Raw genomic sequence first — 15227 nt, forward strand, 5'->3', positions numbered from 1 at the left:
TCAGCCCCTACCTTCGGATGCCGGTGGCGAAAGGAAGTGTGTTCACGAAGGCGCGGTGGTGCTCCCGGTCGCACCACTCCAGCTTGAGGTACGACTTGCCGGCCGAGGCCCTGATCGTCCGCTTGTCGCGGGCGAGGGACTCCGGGGTACGGGCGGAGACGGTGATGTAGCCGACGAGGTTGACGCCGGCCGCGCCGCTCGCGAGGTCCTCGCCGCGCTGGTCGAGACGGTTGTGCGCGGCGATGTCGCGGGGGTCGACGGTGCGGTTCATCTTGGCGGCGCGGGACGCGTCGGCCACGTCGTTGGTCTTCTCGGTCAGCATGCGCTCGATGGCGACCTCGGTGGGTTCGAGGTCCATGGTGACCGCGACCGTGCGGATGACGTCCGGGGTGTGCACCAGCAGCGGCGCGAGGAAGTTCACGCCGACCGGGGTCATCGGCCACTCCTTGACCCAGGCGGTGGCGTGGCACCAGGGGGCGCGGGTGGTGGACTCGCGGGTCTTGGCCTGGAGGAACGTCGGCTCGGTGGCGTCCAGTTCGGCCGGCCAGGCGTTGCGCCGGGTCATGGCCTGGATGTGGTCGATGGGGTGGTCCGGGTCGTACATGGAGTGGATCAGGGAGGAGAGCCTGCCCTGGCCGAGCGGCTGGCGGACGCGGATGTCGGCTTCCTGGAGGCGGGAGCAGATGTCGGTCAGCTCACGGGCCATGACGACGGCGAGCCCGGCGTCCCGGTCGAGTTTGCGGCCGGACCGGGGGCGGGCGGCGCGGGCCATCGCCTGGGCCTCGGCGGCCAGTTCGCGGCTGTGGTGCATGCAGGCGACGAGGTAGGCGCGGTGCTGCTCGCTGCTCGTGGACACCATCGACTGGAGCTGGTCGTACGACCGCTGGAGCCAGGCCGGGGAGCGGTCGTCGCCGCGCTGGGAGACGTCCTTGGCGTGCGCGTCGGGGTCGGCGGGCAGGGTGCGGGCGAGCATCTGGAGCCGGGTGACGAAGCCGTCGCCGTTGGCGACGTGCTTGAGCAGCGTGCCGAACCGGTCGACCAGGGCCTCCTGGTCCTCGGAGTCGCGCAGGCCGACGCCGGGGCCCTCGATCTCGATGGCCGCGGTGACGGTCTTGCGGTCGGCGTGCAGCAGTACGGCGATCTCGTCGGGCCCGAAGGGGGCGGCGAGCCAGTTGATCCGTCCGATGCCCGGCGGCGGCCCGATCTCGACTTCCTCGCCGTCGATGCGGGTGCCGGCCTCCATGACGCTGGAGCGGTAGGTGGCGCCGCGTTTGACGGTGCGCTTGTAGCTGCGGTTGATCTCGAACCACTTGTAGAACGTGCGGCGCTTGTACGGCACGTACACCGCGGCGAGCGCGAGCATCGGGAAGCCCATCAGCAGCACGATCCGCAGCGAGAGGGTCGGCACCAGGAGGCCGCACATCATGCCGAGGAACGCGCCGACGATGATCAGCGCGATCTCTCCGGACTCGCGGTTGCGGCCGACGATCGCGTTCGGCCGGGCGCGGCCGATGAGATACGTACGGCGGGGCGTGATCGGATGGGACAGATGGGACTCGGTCGTCAACGCCCTTCACCTCCCGTGCGGTTGTTGCGGGCGTTGCCTGCGTGCGGGGTGTTGATCGGGCTGGACGCCCGGGGCGCGGGGGCGGCGGAGGGGACGGCCCCGCCGCTCCCGCCGGGGGTACGGCTGCTGTGCGCGGCGACGCCGCCGGTGGCGGGGTTGGCCGGGCGGGGGGTGCTGGAACCGCCGCCGCCCTGGGCCGCGTTGCTGTCGGCGCGGGTGCTGTGGGTCTTGATGCCCTGGGCGACGAGGGAGGCGGGGGAGCTGATGACGGCGGCGGCCTTGCCCTCGGCGCCCTGCATGAGGCGGTTGTTGCGGCCGGCCGCGATCTCGTCGCCGAAGCCGGGGACGAAGCGGTAGATGGCGGCGCTGGCGAAGATGGCGAGCAGGATGATCGCGAGGCCGGAGACGACGGCGGAGAAGGCGTCGGGGCCGTTGCCGGAGGAGAGGGCGCCGGCGAGGCCGAGGACGATCACGATCACCGGTTTGACCAGGATGACGGCGATCATGATGCCGGCCCAGCGCCGCACGTGGCCCCACATGTTCTTGTCGACGAGGCCGGCGTAGACGACGGTGCCGAGGAGGGCGCCGACGTAGAGGAGGGCGGCGCGGATGACCAGCTCCAGCCAGAGGACGCCGGCGGCGAGGATGCTCACCAGGGAGACGACGATCAGCATGATGGGGCCGCCGCCGATGTCGGTGCCCTTGCTCAGCGCGCCGGAGAAGGTGCCGAAGAAGGTGTCCGCCTGGTCGCCGGTGGCCTTGGCCAGCACGTCGGTGACGCTGTCCGTCGCGGAGACGACGGTGTACAGGATCAGCGGCGTGAACGCCGAGGCCATCACCGTCAGCCACAGGAATCCGACGGCCTCGGAGATCGCGGTCGTCAACGGCACGCCGCGCACCGCGCGCTTGGCGACGGCGAGGAGCCAGAGCAGGAGCGTGAGGATGGTCGAGGCGGCGAAGACGATGGCGTACTGCTGAAGAAACTTCTGATTGGTGAAGTCGACCCCGGCGGTGTCCTTGACGGCGGAACTGAGCTTGTTGATCGTCCAGGAAGCCGCCTTGGCACAGCCTTGCGCAAGGGAGGAGAGGGGGTCGAGGGTGTCGCCGAGCGGAGTGGTGGTGGAGCCGGACGACCCAGTGGAACCGTTGTCCTTCTCGCAGAGTTCCTTGGCCGCGTCATGGATCAGGGCGCAGGCATCGCTGCTCTTCGAGGGGGAAGGCGTAGGAGACGGCGAGGGGGCGGCGAAGGCGCGTGTCGCGAGCAGCACCGTGAACGTCTGTACCGAGCCGAGAACCGTGGCGATCTTGAGGCAGCGGTGGTTAGCGCGCATACGTGAACCCTCCGTACTCCTCGACGGCCTTCGTCATGTCCTTGGCGGTGGAGGCCTGCTGGTCGCGGCCCACGGGAACGGGGCCGTCCTTCTGCTGGAAGTCGCTGACCTTCCAGTCGTTGTCGACCCACTTCAGTTCGTAGGTCGTGGTGAACCAGCTCTCGGTCACCGGATTGGTCGAGGCGTCGCCCGAGAGACCGAACAGCGAGGTGTACCAGACCGCGACCGTGGCGGTGTCCTCCGAGAAGGCGGTGGTCCTGGTCCCGACAGGGACGACCCGGGAGACGAAGGTCTCGCCCTTCGGCGCGGTGCCGTCCTTCGTCAGTCCGATGTTGGAGAGGAACTTCATGCTCGTGTAGGCACTGTCCAGCGCGGATTGCCTGTCCGCGGCGGCATCGGGGGTGTACAGCCTGTCGACGAGTGTGTGCCGCGCCGCGGTGTTGAACATGTCGGCGGATCCCAACGCCACCGAATAGTTCGCGGCCGCGCTCTCCGCCCCCTGCTGTGTCCGGGCGAAGCCCGAGGGGACACCGCCCGTCTTGGTGTTCACGGGGTGGGTGCCGGTGGGAGAGGTGGAGGCGGCTTGGGGACGGGTCCCCTTGGGCGTCGAGCTGGTCGTGGGCGAGTGGTCTCCGCGGTTTGCGAAGGCGATGGCCGCGATCAGCAGGACGACCACGCCGACGACCGTGATGAGGCCTCGGGACGGGGTGCGGCCGGGGCGGCGGGGGGCGCCGCCGTAGGGGTCCTGGTCGGGCAGGCGCGTGCGGGTGTGCCCCGTGTCGCCGTAGTCGGAGTAGCCCTGCTCGTCTCCGTGACTCATGCCGTGTACGCCCCCTCCGCCTCGTAGACATACGACGGTAGCCGTGCTGGTTCCCGCGCGGGCGGGGTGTGGTGACTCGACATCAGGGAGACGCAACCTCTAAGGGGAGGGGAACACGGGTGCGCTAGACCGCCATGCCGTAGACGATGGTGAACAGCGTGCCCAGGGAACCGATGATGAAGACCCCGGTGAGCCCGGCGATGATGAGGCCCTTGCCCTGTTCCGCGCTGAAGGTGTCGCGCAGCGCCGTCGCCCCGATGCGCTGTTTGGCCGCACCCCAGACCGCGATGCCGAGGCACAGCAGGATGGCCACCGCCATCACCACCTCGATCATCACCTTGGCCTCGTTGCCCAGGCTGCCGAAGGGCCCCCAGTCCGGAGCGATCCCGCCGATGATGGTGTTGATGTCTCCCTTGTCGGCCGCAAAGAGCATGTAAGTCACCGCCCCTGATGGGTAGTTCCGCGAGTCCCCTGCGGTGTGCAGAGGCCAGGCCTCATTGTCGCCGACAACGTCGCCGTCGTATGTCGACTTGACGTCATTGACTGGCGGGTTTCGTACGAATACCTCGTATGGTCACTCTGTGTATCACGGCAGGTCACCCCGGGCAATGAGGTCCGACCGGAACCTGCCATGTGGTTCCGTCGTTGACCTCCTTTACGCCCCGGCGCGGTTTCTGGCGGCCGGTCGGGTGAGGAGCCGTTTCGATGGTCTCACGCGCGGGCGCCGGAGAACGGTTGAAAGCCCCGGCGGCTGGTGCCACCGGGGCCTGCGTGCGTGCGGGTTGACGGGCGGTCAGCCGGTGAAGGCGGAGACGCCCTCGGGGGTGCCGACGCCGGTCGGGCCGTCGTACCCCGAACGGGCGGTGCACAGGTAGCTGGTGGAGCAGGAGCCGTTGCTGCCGCTGGTGACGTCGTTCAGCGCGCTGGTGCCGGCCTTGGTGTACGGGAACTTCGCCGGGTAGCTGCCGCTGCTCGGGGTGCCGCCCAGGGCGTAGACGCCGGCGATGATCGGGGAGCTGGCGCTGGTGCCGCCGAAGGTGGAGAAGCCGGCGGTGACGCCGTAGGAGTCGTAGACGGAGACGCCGGTCGCGGGGTCGGCCACGGCGGAGACGTCGGCGACGGTGCGCTTGGCGCAGCCGGTGTCGGTCTGCCAGGCCGGCTTGGCGTCGTAGGCGGAGCAGCCGGAGCCGGTGCCCTCGGTGCTGGAGGTGTTCCAGACCGACTCGGACCAGCCGCGGGTGGTGGAGGAGGCCTTGGACAGGGCGGTGCCGCCGACGGCGGTCACGTACTGGGAGGCGGCGGGGTACTCGGCGCCGTAGCCCTCGTCGCCCGCGGAGACGGTGATGGCGACGCCGGGGTGCTTGAAGTACGAGGTGTCGTAGCCGGTGTCGGAGGAGGACTCCGAGCCGCCGTAGCTGTTGGAGACGTACTTCGCGCCCAGGCTCACGGCCTCGTTGACGGCGGTGCCGAGGTTGGCCATGGTCGCCGACTTGGCCTCGACGAGGAGGATGTTGCAGTTCGGGCAGATCGCGGAGGCCATGTCGAGGTCGAGGGAGATCTCCTCGGACCAGCCGGAGTCGCTGGTGGGCAGCGAGGTGGTGGAGCCGGTCTGGCTGACCTGCTTGAAGCAGCCGCCGGCCTTGGTGCAGGCGGAGAGGCCGTAGTACGAGCGGTACTTGGCGAGGTCCGCCTCGGCGTTCGGGTCGTTGTAGGCGTCCACGATCGCGACGGTCTCGCCGGAGCCCTTGGACGCGGCGGCGGAGGCCAGGCCGTACGCCGACTGGAGGTCGGAGGGGCCGTAGCCGGTGGGCGTCGAGGCCTTGGGCGTGATGCCGTCGGCGGCCTGCTGCTTCTGGAAGGCGGTGAGTCCGCCGGTCACCCGCAGCGAGTCGCAGGCGAGTTCACCCTGGTGCTTGGGGGTCGCACAGGGGGTCTTGGCCCAGGTCGCCTTGGCCGGTGCGGCGGTGGCGGCGTCGGCCTGTACGGCGGTGCCGAACCCGGCGAGGGCCAGCGCGGCGGCGGCCGCGAAGGCGGCTCCGGCGCGGCGTCCGCGGCCGGTGGCCGTGGTTCCGGCGGTGGGGGACGTACGCATGTGTGCAGCCTCCAGGTGTTCCGGACATGGGGTGGGAACAGGGACGTTGCTGGTGCGTGCGGCGGTACGACGAAGACGATGACTTGTTGAGTACGCGACAACAAGAGCGGGTGGCCGTCCCGTGGGAATCCTGGCTTCCGCCTTACCTCCCGTTGCCGCCGCCTTGACCCGGCTCACAGGCGACGGACGGGAAACGCAAGGAAAGGGGACCGGGAGACGGGCGGAGGGCGGACCGCGGCTGGTTGCCGCGGTCCGCCCTCCTTCTTTCCCTGCCGCCGAGGGGACCCCACGTCCCCCTCTGTACCGGCGGCGCCCCCGTGACCCGACGGGGTGTCACGGCCTCGGGGCGGTGGCTCAGCCGGTGAAGGCGGAGACGCCCTCGGGGGTGCCCAGGCCGGTCGGGCCGTCGTAGCCGGACCGCGCGGTGCAGAAGTAGCTGGTGGAGCAGGAGCCGTTGCTGCCGCTGGTGACGTCGTTCAGCGCGCTGGTGCCGGCCTTGGCGTAGGGGAACTTCGCCGGGTAGGAACCGCTGCTCGGGGTGCCCGCCAGGGCGTAGACCGAGGCGATGAACGGGGAGCTGGCGCTGGTGCCGCCGTAGGTGTTCCAGCCGGTGCCGTCGGCGCCGTAGCTGTCGTAGACGGAGACACCGGTGGCCGGGTCGGCCACGGCGGAGACGTCCGCGATCATGCGCTTGGAGCAGCCCGTGTCGGTCTGCCAGCTCGGCTTGGCGTCGTAGGCGGAGCAGCCGGAGCCGGTGCCTTCGGTGCTGGAGGTGTTCCAGACGCTCTCGCTCCAGCCGCGCGCGTTGGAGGCCTTCTTGAGGGCGGTGCCGCCGACGGCGGTCACGTACTGGGAGCCGGCCGGGTACTCGGCGCCGTAGCCCTCGTCGCCCGCGCTCGCCGTGATGACGACGCCCGCGTGCTTGTAGTACTTGGTGTCGTAGCCGGTGTCGGAGGAGGACTCCGAGCCGCCGTAGCTGTTGGAGACGTACTTGGCGCCCAGCTTCACGGCCTCGTTGACCGCGGTGCCGAGGTTGGCCATCGACGCGGACTTCGCCTCGACCAGCAGGATGTTGCAGTTCGGGCAGGCCGCGCTGACCATGTCGAGGTCGAGCGAGATCTCACCGGCCCAGCCGCTGTCCGCGGACGGCAGCGAGCTGGTGGAGCCCGTCTGGCCGACCTTCTCGAAGCAGCCGTCGGACGTGGTGCAGGCGGGCAGCCCGTAGTACGAGCGGTATGTGGCGAGGTCGGCCGCGGCGTTCGGGTCGTCGTAGGCGTCCACGATGGCGACGGTCTCGCCGGAGCCCTTGGACGCGGCGGCGGAGGCCAGGCCGTAGGCCGACTGGAGGTCCGAGGGGCCGTAGCCGGTCGGGGTGCCGGAGGAGGCGTCGGGCTTGATCGTCGTGGGGGCGACACCCTTGAGCGCGGCCTGCTTCTCCATGAAGGCGGTGGTGCCGCCGGTCACGCGCAGCGCGTCACAGGAGGCGTAGCCCTTCTTGGGGGTCGTGGCACACGCGTTCGTGGTCCGCACATGGGCCTTGGCGACCTGGGTGGCGATCGCCTGGGCGCTCACCTTGTGGGGAGTGGCGGCGTCGGCCTGGGCGGCGGCACCGAAGCCGGCGAGGGCGAGCGCGGTGGCGGCAGCGGCGGCCGAGCCGACCCGGCGCCATCTGCCGGATATGTGGGGGGAGTTGGTCGTACGCAAGGTACAGCCTCCTGGAAGTGGTGGGGCAGAGGCCTGCGAGGGGGACCAGCGGCGTGTTCGCCGATGGGGGCGGCGGCCCGCGACGACCATCGCTTGTTGAGTACGCGACAACAAGAGGCTTTCGGATTCCTGACTTCCGCGTTACCCAAATGGGGAGCCCGGCTTACTGATCAATGACGGCACGATGGCGGGGAGATGACCGTCCGGGCAGGTCAAGTGGGGTATGCGCAGCCGGGATTGAGCAAGTGACCCTGGCTCAGCGGGGCTTGAGGCCGTGCAGCAGCAGCCGCACGTGCTCGTCCAGGCCGGCCATGGCCTCGTCCGCGTCCAGCGCGGAGCTGGCGATCAGGGCGGCCAGGCCGTGCAGATTCGCGGCGGCGGCCAGCGCGATGCGCTCGGGGTCGCCGTCGACGACCTCACCGCTCGCCTGGGCGTCCGCGAACAGCCGGGTCAGCGAGCCGAAGGTGCGGTCGACCGCCGCGCCGAGCTGCGCCGAACTGTCCGGGCGGTGCTTGCGCGCGAACATCAGCTCCAGCAGCTCGGGGTGCTCGACGGCGAAACCGAGGTAGGCGTGCGCGATCGCCGTCATGCGCCGCTCGAAGCCGGGGCCGGCGTCGTGCGCCTCGGCCAGGGCGCGGTCCAGCCGCTCGTACCCCTCCATCGCCAGGGCGTCGAGCAGGGCCTGCTTGTCCTTGAAGTGGCGGCCCGGTGCCGCGTGGCTGACGCCGGTGTCCCGGGCCAGTTCGCGCAGCGACAGCGCGCCGGCCCCCTTCTCCCGCAGCGTGCGCTCGGCGCTCTGGAGCAGCGCGGCGCGCAGGTCTCCGTGGTGGTAGGGGCGGCTTGCGGGCATGTGCGCCATCGTATCCCGATGTAGGCGGCGTCATCATGGGCGGCCGGGTGGGGTGCGGAGGGCGGGGCGGCATCCCCGTCCGGGGGCGGCGACACCCGCGTTGTTGTCATTGACATCATTGTAGCCGCTGCCTACATTGGGGTCATGGCTGAGACGACCGGCGCGCGCGGTGCGCGCAAGTGGAACGTGGACCGCATCCCCGACCAGACCGGCCGCACGGCCGTGATCACCGGCGCCAACAGCGGCCTCGGCCTGGTGACGGCCGAGGCGCTGGCCCGGGCGGGCGCGCACGTGGTGTTCGCCGTACGGGACGTCGCGCGGGGCGGCGCCGCCGCGGCGCGGGTGGCCGGCAGCACCGAGGTGCGCCGGCTCGACCTCGCGGACCTGGACTCGGTGCGCGCCTTCGCCGCCGGCTGGGACCGCCCCCTGGACGTGCTGATCAACAACGCGGGCGTGATGATGCTGCCCGAGCAGCGCACCGCGCAGGGCTTCGAGCGGCAGTTCGGCACCAACCACCTCGGGCACTTCGCGCTGACGAACCTGCTGCTGCCGTACGTCACCGACCGCGTGGTGACGCTGGCCTCCACCGCGCACCGCTGGGGCGATCAGCGCATCAGCTTCGAGGACGTGCACCTGCGCGGCCGCTACACCCCGACGCGCGCCTACGCCCAGTCCAAGCTGGCGAACCTCCTGTTCACCCTGGAACTCCAGCGCCGCCTGGCCGAGGCCGGCTCCGGGGTGCGCGCGCTGGCCGCCCACCCGGGCTACGCCGCCACCAACCTCCAGAGCCACCACGCGAGCCCCCTGGCCCGGCTCGGCATGGCCCTCGCCAACCGGGTCGCCGCCCAGAGCGACCGGGCCGGCGCCCTGCCCACGCTCTTCGCGGCCACCCAGAACCTGCCCGGCGCGGCCTACGTCGGCCCCGACGGCCTCGGCGAGTTCCGGGGCGCCCCGACCCTGGTCGCCCGCAGCGCGGCGGCCAGCGACCCGGAGGCGGCACGGCGGCTGTGGACCCTGTCGGAGGAGCTGACCGGCGTGGAGTGGAAGGCGGCCGGCGGGAACGGGTGAACGGGAAGGGGCGAAGGGGAGCGGAAACCCGTAGGGGACCGGATACGGTGCGGGTAAGGGATTCCCCGGAACCTTCCGGGAATCGTCAGGACGCACCACGGACCGAGACCGACCCCCATGAACTCGGCAGACACGGGCGCCGGCAGCGGCAGCCCGGTGAACGGCGGCGAGCCCGCGCCCGGCGGCGGCCCCGTGACCTTCCGGCTCGACGGCCGTACGGCCCTCGTGACGGGATCGGCGCGCGGCCTCGGCCTGGAGATGGCGCGCGGTCTGGCCGGGGCCGGCGCGCGGGTGGTCCTCAACGGACGGGACCCGGCCGCCCTCGCCGAGGCGGCCGAGCGGCTCCGGGCGCAGGGTGGGTACGACATCGCGACCGCCGCGTTCGACGTCACGGACCGGGCGGCCGCGCAGGCGGCGGTCGAGGAACTGGGCGATCTCGACATCCTGGTCAACAACGTGGGCCACCGGGACCGGCGGGGCGTGGCGGAGCTGACGCCCGGCGATCTGAACGCGCTGCTCGACATCGATCTGACCTCGGCGTACGCGCTGAGCCAGACGGTGGCCCGGGGCCTGGCCGCGCGCGGGGTGCCGGGCCGCATCGTCAACGTGTCCTCGGTGGTGGGGCAGTTGGGCCGTACGGGTGATGTCGGCTACGCCACCGCGAAGGCGGGCCTGGACGGCCTGACCCGGGCCCTCGCGGCGGACCTCGGGCCGAGCGGTACGACCGTCAACTCGGTCGCGCCGGGCACCTTCGCCACCGAGGTCAACGCCGGACTGACGGCGGATCCCGGCTGGGAGCGCTGGCTGCGGACCCGTACCGCGCTCGGGCGCTGGGGCCGGCCGGAGGAGATCGCCGGGGTCGTCGTCTTCCTGGCGAGCGACGCGGCGTCCTTCATCACCGGTCAGACCATCGCGGTGGACGGCGGGATGACGACGACGTTCTGACGCGCGGTGTCCGCGCGGGTGTCCGGTGGGGAGGCGGCCCCGGCCGGGGGACAGTAGCGTGGTGCCCGCACCGGCCATCGGGAGGTTTCTGCGGGAATTCTCAGCGAAGTCGGAGCGGGTTTCTCACCTTCGTGAGACAGAGTGAGGGCTGATGAAGCGCATCTCACGCATCTCGGTCACCTCGCGTCCCGCGTTGCTCGGGGCGGTGGTGATGCTCGCCCTGACGTCGGCTTCCGTGGCTTCCGCCGATGACGGGCCGGGACCCTTCGGGGTCACCGCGGACGCGGTCGCGTCCGTGCGCGAGGCCCGGGTGGGCGCGTTGTTCGACGCGGACCGGGCGTCGCGACTGGCCGGCGGCCACTTCTGTACGGCCTCGGTGGTGCACAGCCCGCGGGGCGACCTCGTCGCCACCGCCGCGCACTGCGTGAACGCCCAGGACCGGGACCTGGTGTTCGTGCCGGGCTACCGCAACGGGCAGGCGCCGTACGGGGTGTGGAAGGTGACCCGGCGCTTCCTGCCGGACAGCTGGGTGAAGGAGCAGGACGAGGACAGCGACGTGGCCCTCGCCACCGTGGCCGATCTCGACGGGCAGAGCGTCGAACAGGTGGTCGGCGGCAACCGCTTCGTCACCGGTGCGACGACCGGCGCGACCGCGGTGACGGTCACCGGCTACCCCGACTCCCGCGAACTGCCCATCCGCTGCACCAACAAGCCCCGCCGCCAGAGCCCCACCCAACAGCGCATCTACTGCCCCGCCTTCACCGGCGGCACCAGCGGCAGCCCCTGGATCAACGGTGACCACCAGGTCGTCGGCATCCTCGGCGGCCACGAGGAGGGCGGCTCCACGGACGACGTGTCGTACAGCGTGGTGCTGAGCACGGAGGCGGCGCGGCTGTACCGGGACGCGACGACGGCCGACTGACCCCGCGCCGGCCACCTCGGCCGGCCCCCTCCCACCCCTCCTCCTCCCCTCCCGCACTGTCGAACCGCCATGTCTCGGACGGGCGTTCTCGTGCTGGACCGCTCCGGCTCCTACACTGCATTCGGCGGACTGGCCGACGGTGAGGGGCGGTTGACGGTGCGTAAGGCGTGGATCGTCGGTGGTGCCCTCGTCGCGGGCGGGCTCAGTTTCGTCATGGTGCTCGTGGTCGCGGTGTATCTGGTCGCCGGGAACCTCGTGGGGGGCATGGCCTCCGGCGGGCGGGCGCTGGCCAAGGGCGCGGTGCCGGCGGCGTACCAGCAACTGGTGGCGACGTGGGGGAACCTGTGTCCCGCGCTGTCACCGGCGCTGCTCGCGGCGCAGCTGTACCAGGAGAGCGGCTGGAACCCCAGGGTGGTCAGCCCGGCCGACGCCCAGGGCATCGCGCAGTTCATCCCGAGCACCTGGGCGACGCACGGCATCGACGGCAACGGTGACGGCAAGCGCGACATCTGGGACCCGAACGACGCGATTCCGTCGGCCGCGTCGTACGACTGCGAACTGGCCAAGTACGTCAAGGACGTTCCGGGCAACGTCTCCGACAACATGCTCGCCGCGTACAACGCGGGGGCGTACCGGGTGATCCAGGCCGGCGGGGTCCCGGGCATCAGCGAGACGCAGAACTACGTCCAGCGCATCAACAGCCTCGCGGAGAGCTTCGCGGCGCCGCCCGGCCGGCTCGATCCCACCCGGCAGGCCGCCGGCGCGATCGACTTCGCGCAGAAGAAGCTGGGCACGCCGTATCTGTGGGGCGGCGTGGGCTCGGCCTCCCAGGGCGGGCGTTTCGACTGCTCGGGGCTGACGCAGGCGGCGTACGCGAGCGTCGGGATCAAGCTGCCGCGCGTGGCCAACGACCAGTACAACGCCGGCCCGCACCCCTCGCGCAGCCAGTTGCTCCCCGGCGACCTGGTGTTCTTCTCCCATGACCCCACCGACTCCCGGGCCATCCACCACGTGGGTATCTACGTCGGCGGCGGGTACATGATCGACGCGCCGCGCACGGGTGCGGTGATCCGGTTCGACCCGATCGACGGAGCGGATTATTTCGGCGCCACCCGGGTGACCGAAGATGGCGCAAAAGCGCTCCCCACGGCGGTGTAAACCGCGCGTGAACCTACCCCCTGAGCTGCGATGATGAGTCTCTCTTCGATAACGTCTGCGTGATCTTTCGGTGGAGAGTGGAACGCAATGGTGGTGACCGTGCGTTCCTGTTGACGGGGGTCGGTGCGACGCACACGAGGTGCGTCCGGGAAGACGACGAAGGGGCCGCAGCACCATGGCTGTACTCGCCGAATCCGGATCGAACCCCGACGTCGAACTGCTTTACGACATCAACGGTCTCGCCAGGAGCGCGCCGCACCGGTTCGACCGGATCATGGAATTCGTGGGCGAGTACGGACTGCTGCTCGCGATGGTCCTGCTCGTGGTGTGGTGCTGGTGGTCGGTGCGGCGCCGGGGCGGGGAGGACGCGGCGACGTCCGTGGCCGCGCTGGTGTGGGCGCCGCTCGCGGCCGGGATCGCGGTGCTGGTGAACATCCCGATCCGGGGATTCGTGTCACGGCCCCGGCCCTTCGTGGACCATCAGGGGCTCGATGTCCTCGTCTCCGGCAAGACCGACTTCTCCTTCGTCAGCGATCACGCGACGCTGACGATGGCGCTCGGCGTGGGCCTGTTCGTCGCCAACCGCAGATTCGGCATCGCCGGGATCGGGCTGGCCCTCCTGGAGGGGTTCTGCCGGGTCTACATGGGCGTGCACTATCCGACGGACGTGATCGGCGGCTTCGCCCTCGGCACGGCGGTCGCCCTGCTGCTGGCCCCGCCGGCCTCGGCGCTGCTCACCCCGCTGATGAAGGCGGTGGAGCGGGCGCCGAAGGTGGCGTGGCTCGTGCGCCGCAGGGCGGCGGCCGAGGTCCCCCTGGTGCCGGGGGCCCGGCGCCCCGTGGAGTCGCTGGACTCGGAGGAACGGGACCTGGCGGCGTAACCGGACCCGGGGGCGCGGGGAACCGCGCGACCAGCCACGACGGATCCGCACCCGGCCGACGTGCCCGGCCGCCCCCGCGGCCCCCGGCGCCCGCCCTACACCCCCTGCGCGTACGAGAAGAACCTCGACGGGTCGTACTGCTGCTTCACCTTCGCCAGCCGCGCCGCCGCGTCCCCGTAGTACGCCTTCCGCCAGTCCGTCAGCGTCGGATCGGTGTAGTTCTGGTACGCCGCGCCGGACGCGTACGGCGCCATCGCGCGATGGGCCGACGTCAGCCACGACTGCGCCGTACCGCCGGACGCCCCCGCCGGCCAGGACGCGATGTACTGCGCCAGCATCCGCGAGCGCCGGTGCACGAAGGCCGTCGCCGTCGGCGCGACCCGGTTCACCGCCCCGCCCAGCGCCGTGAACGCGACGCTGCCCGCCCCGCCCCGCACCCCCGCGATCTGCCGCAGCACCGTCTGGATGCCCGCCGCGGACAGGGACCGGTCGAAGAAGTCCGAGCGGGCCGCGTACGTCTCGCGCCCGAGCGCGCCCTGTGCCGAGCGGCCCGGCGTGCTGCCGGGCAGATGGCACTGGGCCCCCGCGGAGAAGGAGGAGCACCCGGCGTAGATCTCCATCGCGTCCTCGTAGCCCCGCCGGTGCAGGGAGACCGAGGTGGCGTCGGCGCCGGCCTGGTGGGCGAGGCGGTCCACCGCGTTCTGCAGCTCGCCGTAGGTGCCGATGGAGAAGCAGGCGACGGAGATCGTCGGCCTGCCGCCCGCCGCGCACGCCAGATGCAGGGAGGACCAGATCTCGTCCGGCTGCGTCGGCCCCCACTCCTGCCAGGCCTTGAGCACCGCCGCCGCCTTCGACCACGGCCAGGACAGGTACGCGGTGACCGCCTGCGGCGCCGGGTGGGTGCGGAAGTGCAGCTCGGTGACGACGCCGAAGTTGCCGTTGCCCGCCCCGCGCAGCGCCCAGAAGAGATCGGAGTGCTGCGTCGCGTCGGCGGTGATCTGCTTGCCGTCGGCCGTGACCAGGGTCGCCTGGGTGAGGCTGTCGCAGGTCAGGCCGTACGCCCGGGAGACGACGCCGTGGCCGCCGCCGAGCACCAGGCCGGAGACGCCGACCGTGGGGCAGGAGCCCGCCGGTATGGTCACGCCCTTCGCGGCGAGTCCCCGGTACACGTCGATCAGCTTGGCGCCGGCGCCGACCACCGCCTGGCCACCGCTGACCCGTATCCGGCCGAGCCGCGAGACATCGATGATCAGCCGGTTGTCACCGGAGGAGTAACCGGCGTAGGAGTGGCCGCCGTTGCGTATCGACACCGGTATGTGCCGGCTCTTCGCGTACGACAGCACGGTGCGGATGTCGGCCGCGTGCGCGACGTAGGCGACCGCGGCGGGCTTCAGGCCGTCGAAACGGGTGTTGTACAGCTGGTGCGCGGTCTTCCACTGGGCGTCGCCCGGCCGCACCAGGGAGCCGTCGAGATCCCGGCCGAGGGCGGTCCAGTCGGCGGGGCCGCCCGCCCCGGCCGTACCGCTCGCGCCGGTGGTCCGCATCGCCGTGAGCGACGACGAGGAGACCCCGGCCGCGCCCGAGGCGGGTGTCTGGGCCGCGGCGGAGTGCCCGCCCGTACCGCACGCGGTCAGTGCCGTCGTCGCCAGCGCGGCCGCGCCGCCCGAGATGAACGTACGCCGTTCCATGTCTCCGTCGCCTTTCCGCGGCCAAAGTGGCCTCCGGGAGACGAGACGACGGCGGGTACACCAGGGTTCCCCCGTACGGGTGCCGAACATCGCATAGGTGTGCCCATGCTCCGCTCGCCGGGATCGGCGCGTGCCCTCCCCGTGAGCATTCCGTGACCTCACCGGGCCGACGGCAGGGGTTCACCCGTCGTTCATTTATGGC

At 71.4% G+C, this 15227-nt stretch carries 13 protein-coding genes; 5 read left to right on the plus strand and 8 right to left on the minus strand.

What is annotated here, in order from left to right:
- Nucleotides 1-7: 7 nt before the first annotated feature.
- The 7 genes from QHG49_RS18680 to QHG49_RS18710 all read right to left on the minus strand — a co-directional run bounded on the left by QHG49_RS18680 (nucleotide 8) and on the right by QHG49_RS18710 (nucleotide 8373).
- Complete coding sequence (locus QHG49_RS18680) at nucleotides 8-1567, minus strand: SCO6880 family protein (protein WP_145485744.1); 1560 nt, start codon at nucleotides 1565-1567, stop codon at nucleotides 8-10.
- Nucleotides 1564-2898, minus strand: a complete 1335-nt coding sequence (locus QHG49_RS18685) for a hypothetical protein (protein WP_301490410.1) — start codon at nucleotides 2896-2898, stop codon at nucleotides 1564-1566. The genes QHG49_RS18680 and QHG49_RS18685 overlap by 4 nt, the downstream gene beginning before the upstream one ends.
- The gene (locus QHG49_RS18690) at nucleotides 2888-3718 is read right to left on the minus strand and encodes a hypothetical protein (protein WP_301490411.1); all 831 of its coding nucleotides are present in this window, start codon (nucleotides 3716-3718) and stop codon (nucleotides 2888-2890) included. Before QHG49_RS18690 ends, QHG49_RS18685 begins: the two co-directional genes overlap by 11 nt.
- A 124-nt stretch (nucleotides 3719-3842) precedes the next feature.
- Nucleotides 3843-4151: a hypothetical protein gene (locus tag QHG49_RS18695; RefSeq protein ID WP_014673544.1), complete on the minus strand. Its 309-nt coding sequence runs from the start codon at nucleotides 4149-4151 to the stop codon at nucleotides 3843-3845.
- 360 nt (nucleotides 4152-4511) lie between these two features.
- Nucleotides 4512-5810, minus strand: coding sequence for a S53 family peptidase (locus tag QHG49_RS18700; protein WP_301490419.1), 1299 nt, complete (start codon nucleotides 5808-5810; stop codon nucleotides 4512-4514).
- 354 nt (nucleotides 5811-6164) lie between these two features.
- On the minus strand, nucleotides 6165-7514 hold the full coding sequence (locus QHG49_RS18705) for a S53 family peptidase (protein ID WP_301490420.1): 1350 nt from the start codon (nucleotides 7512-7514) through the stop codon (nucleotides 6165-6167).
- 256 nt (nucleotides 7515-7770) lie between these two features.
- Nucleotides 7771-8373 carry a TetR/AcrR family transcriptional regulator gene (locus QHG49_RS18710; protein ID WP_301490421.1) on the minus strand — a complete coding sequence of 201 codons (603 nt, stop codon included), beginning with the start codon at nucleotides 8371-8373 and terminating at the stop codon, nucleotides 7771-7773.
- A 135-nt stretch (nucleotides 8374-8508) separates the two neighbouring features.
- Between QHG49_RS18710 and QHG49_RS18715 the strand changes: the two genes are divergently transcribed.
- The 5 genes from QHG49_RS18715 to QHG49_RS18735 all read left to right on the plus strand — a co-directional run bounded on the left by QHG49_RS18715 (nucleotide 8509) and on the right by QHG49_RS18735 (nucleotide 13337).
- Nucleotides 8509-9432 carry an oxidoreductase gene (locus QHG49_RS18715; RefSeq protein ID WP_301490422.1) on the plus strand — a complete coding sequence of 308 codons (924 nt, stop codon included), beginning with the start codon at nucleotides 8509-8511 and terminating at the stop codon, nucleotides 9430-9432.
- 117 nt (nucleotides 9433-9549) lie between these two features.
- Nucleotides 9550-10377 carry an SDR family oxidoreductase gene (locus QHG49_RS18720; RefSeq protein WP_301490423.1) on the plus strand — a complete coding sequence of 276 codons (828 nt, stop codon included), beginning with the start codon at nucleotides 9550-9552 and terminating at the stop codon, nucleotides 10375-10377.
- Between the two features lie 151 nt (nucleotides 10378-10528).
- Nucleotides 10529-11299 (plus strand): serine protease, encoded by a 771-nt coding sequence (locus QHG49_RS18725; protein WP_301490424.1) that lies wholly within the window; start codon nucleotides 10529-10531, stop codon nucleotides 11297-11299.
- A gap of 150 nt (nucleotides 11300-11449) precedes the next feature.
- On the plus strand, nucleotides 11450-12457 hold the full coding sequence (locus QHG49_RS18730) for a bifunctional lytic transglycosylase/C40 family peptidase (RefSeq protein WP_301492840.1): 1008 nt from the start codon (nucleotides 11450-11452) through the stop codon (nucleotides 12455-12457).
- Nucleotides 12458-12632: 175 nt separating this feature from the next.
- A complete protein-coding gene (locus QHG49_RS18735; protein WP_145485754.1) occupies nucleotides 12633-13337 on the plus strand; it encodes a phosphatase PAP2 family protein in 705 nt (234 codons plus the stop codon).
- Between the two features lie 95 nt (nucleotides 13338-13432).
- On the opposite strand, the gene QHG49_RS18740 is transcribed toward QHG49_RS18735, so the two are convergent.
- On the minus strand, nucleotides 13433-15025 hold the full coding sequence (locus tag QHG49_RS18740; RefSeq protein ID WP_301490425.1) for an FAD-binding oxidoreductase: 1593 nt from the start codon (nucleotides 15023-15025) through the stop codon (nucleotides 13433-13435).
- Nucleotides 15026-15227 lie beyond the last annotated feature (202 nt).

The organism is Streptomyces sp. WP-1 (assembly GCF_030450125.1).
Taxonomy (GTDB): Bacteria; Actinomycetota; Actinomycetes; order Streptomycetales; family Streptomycetaceae; genus Streptomyces; species Streptomyces incarnatus.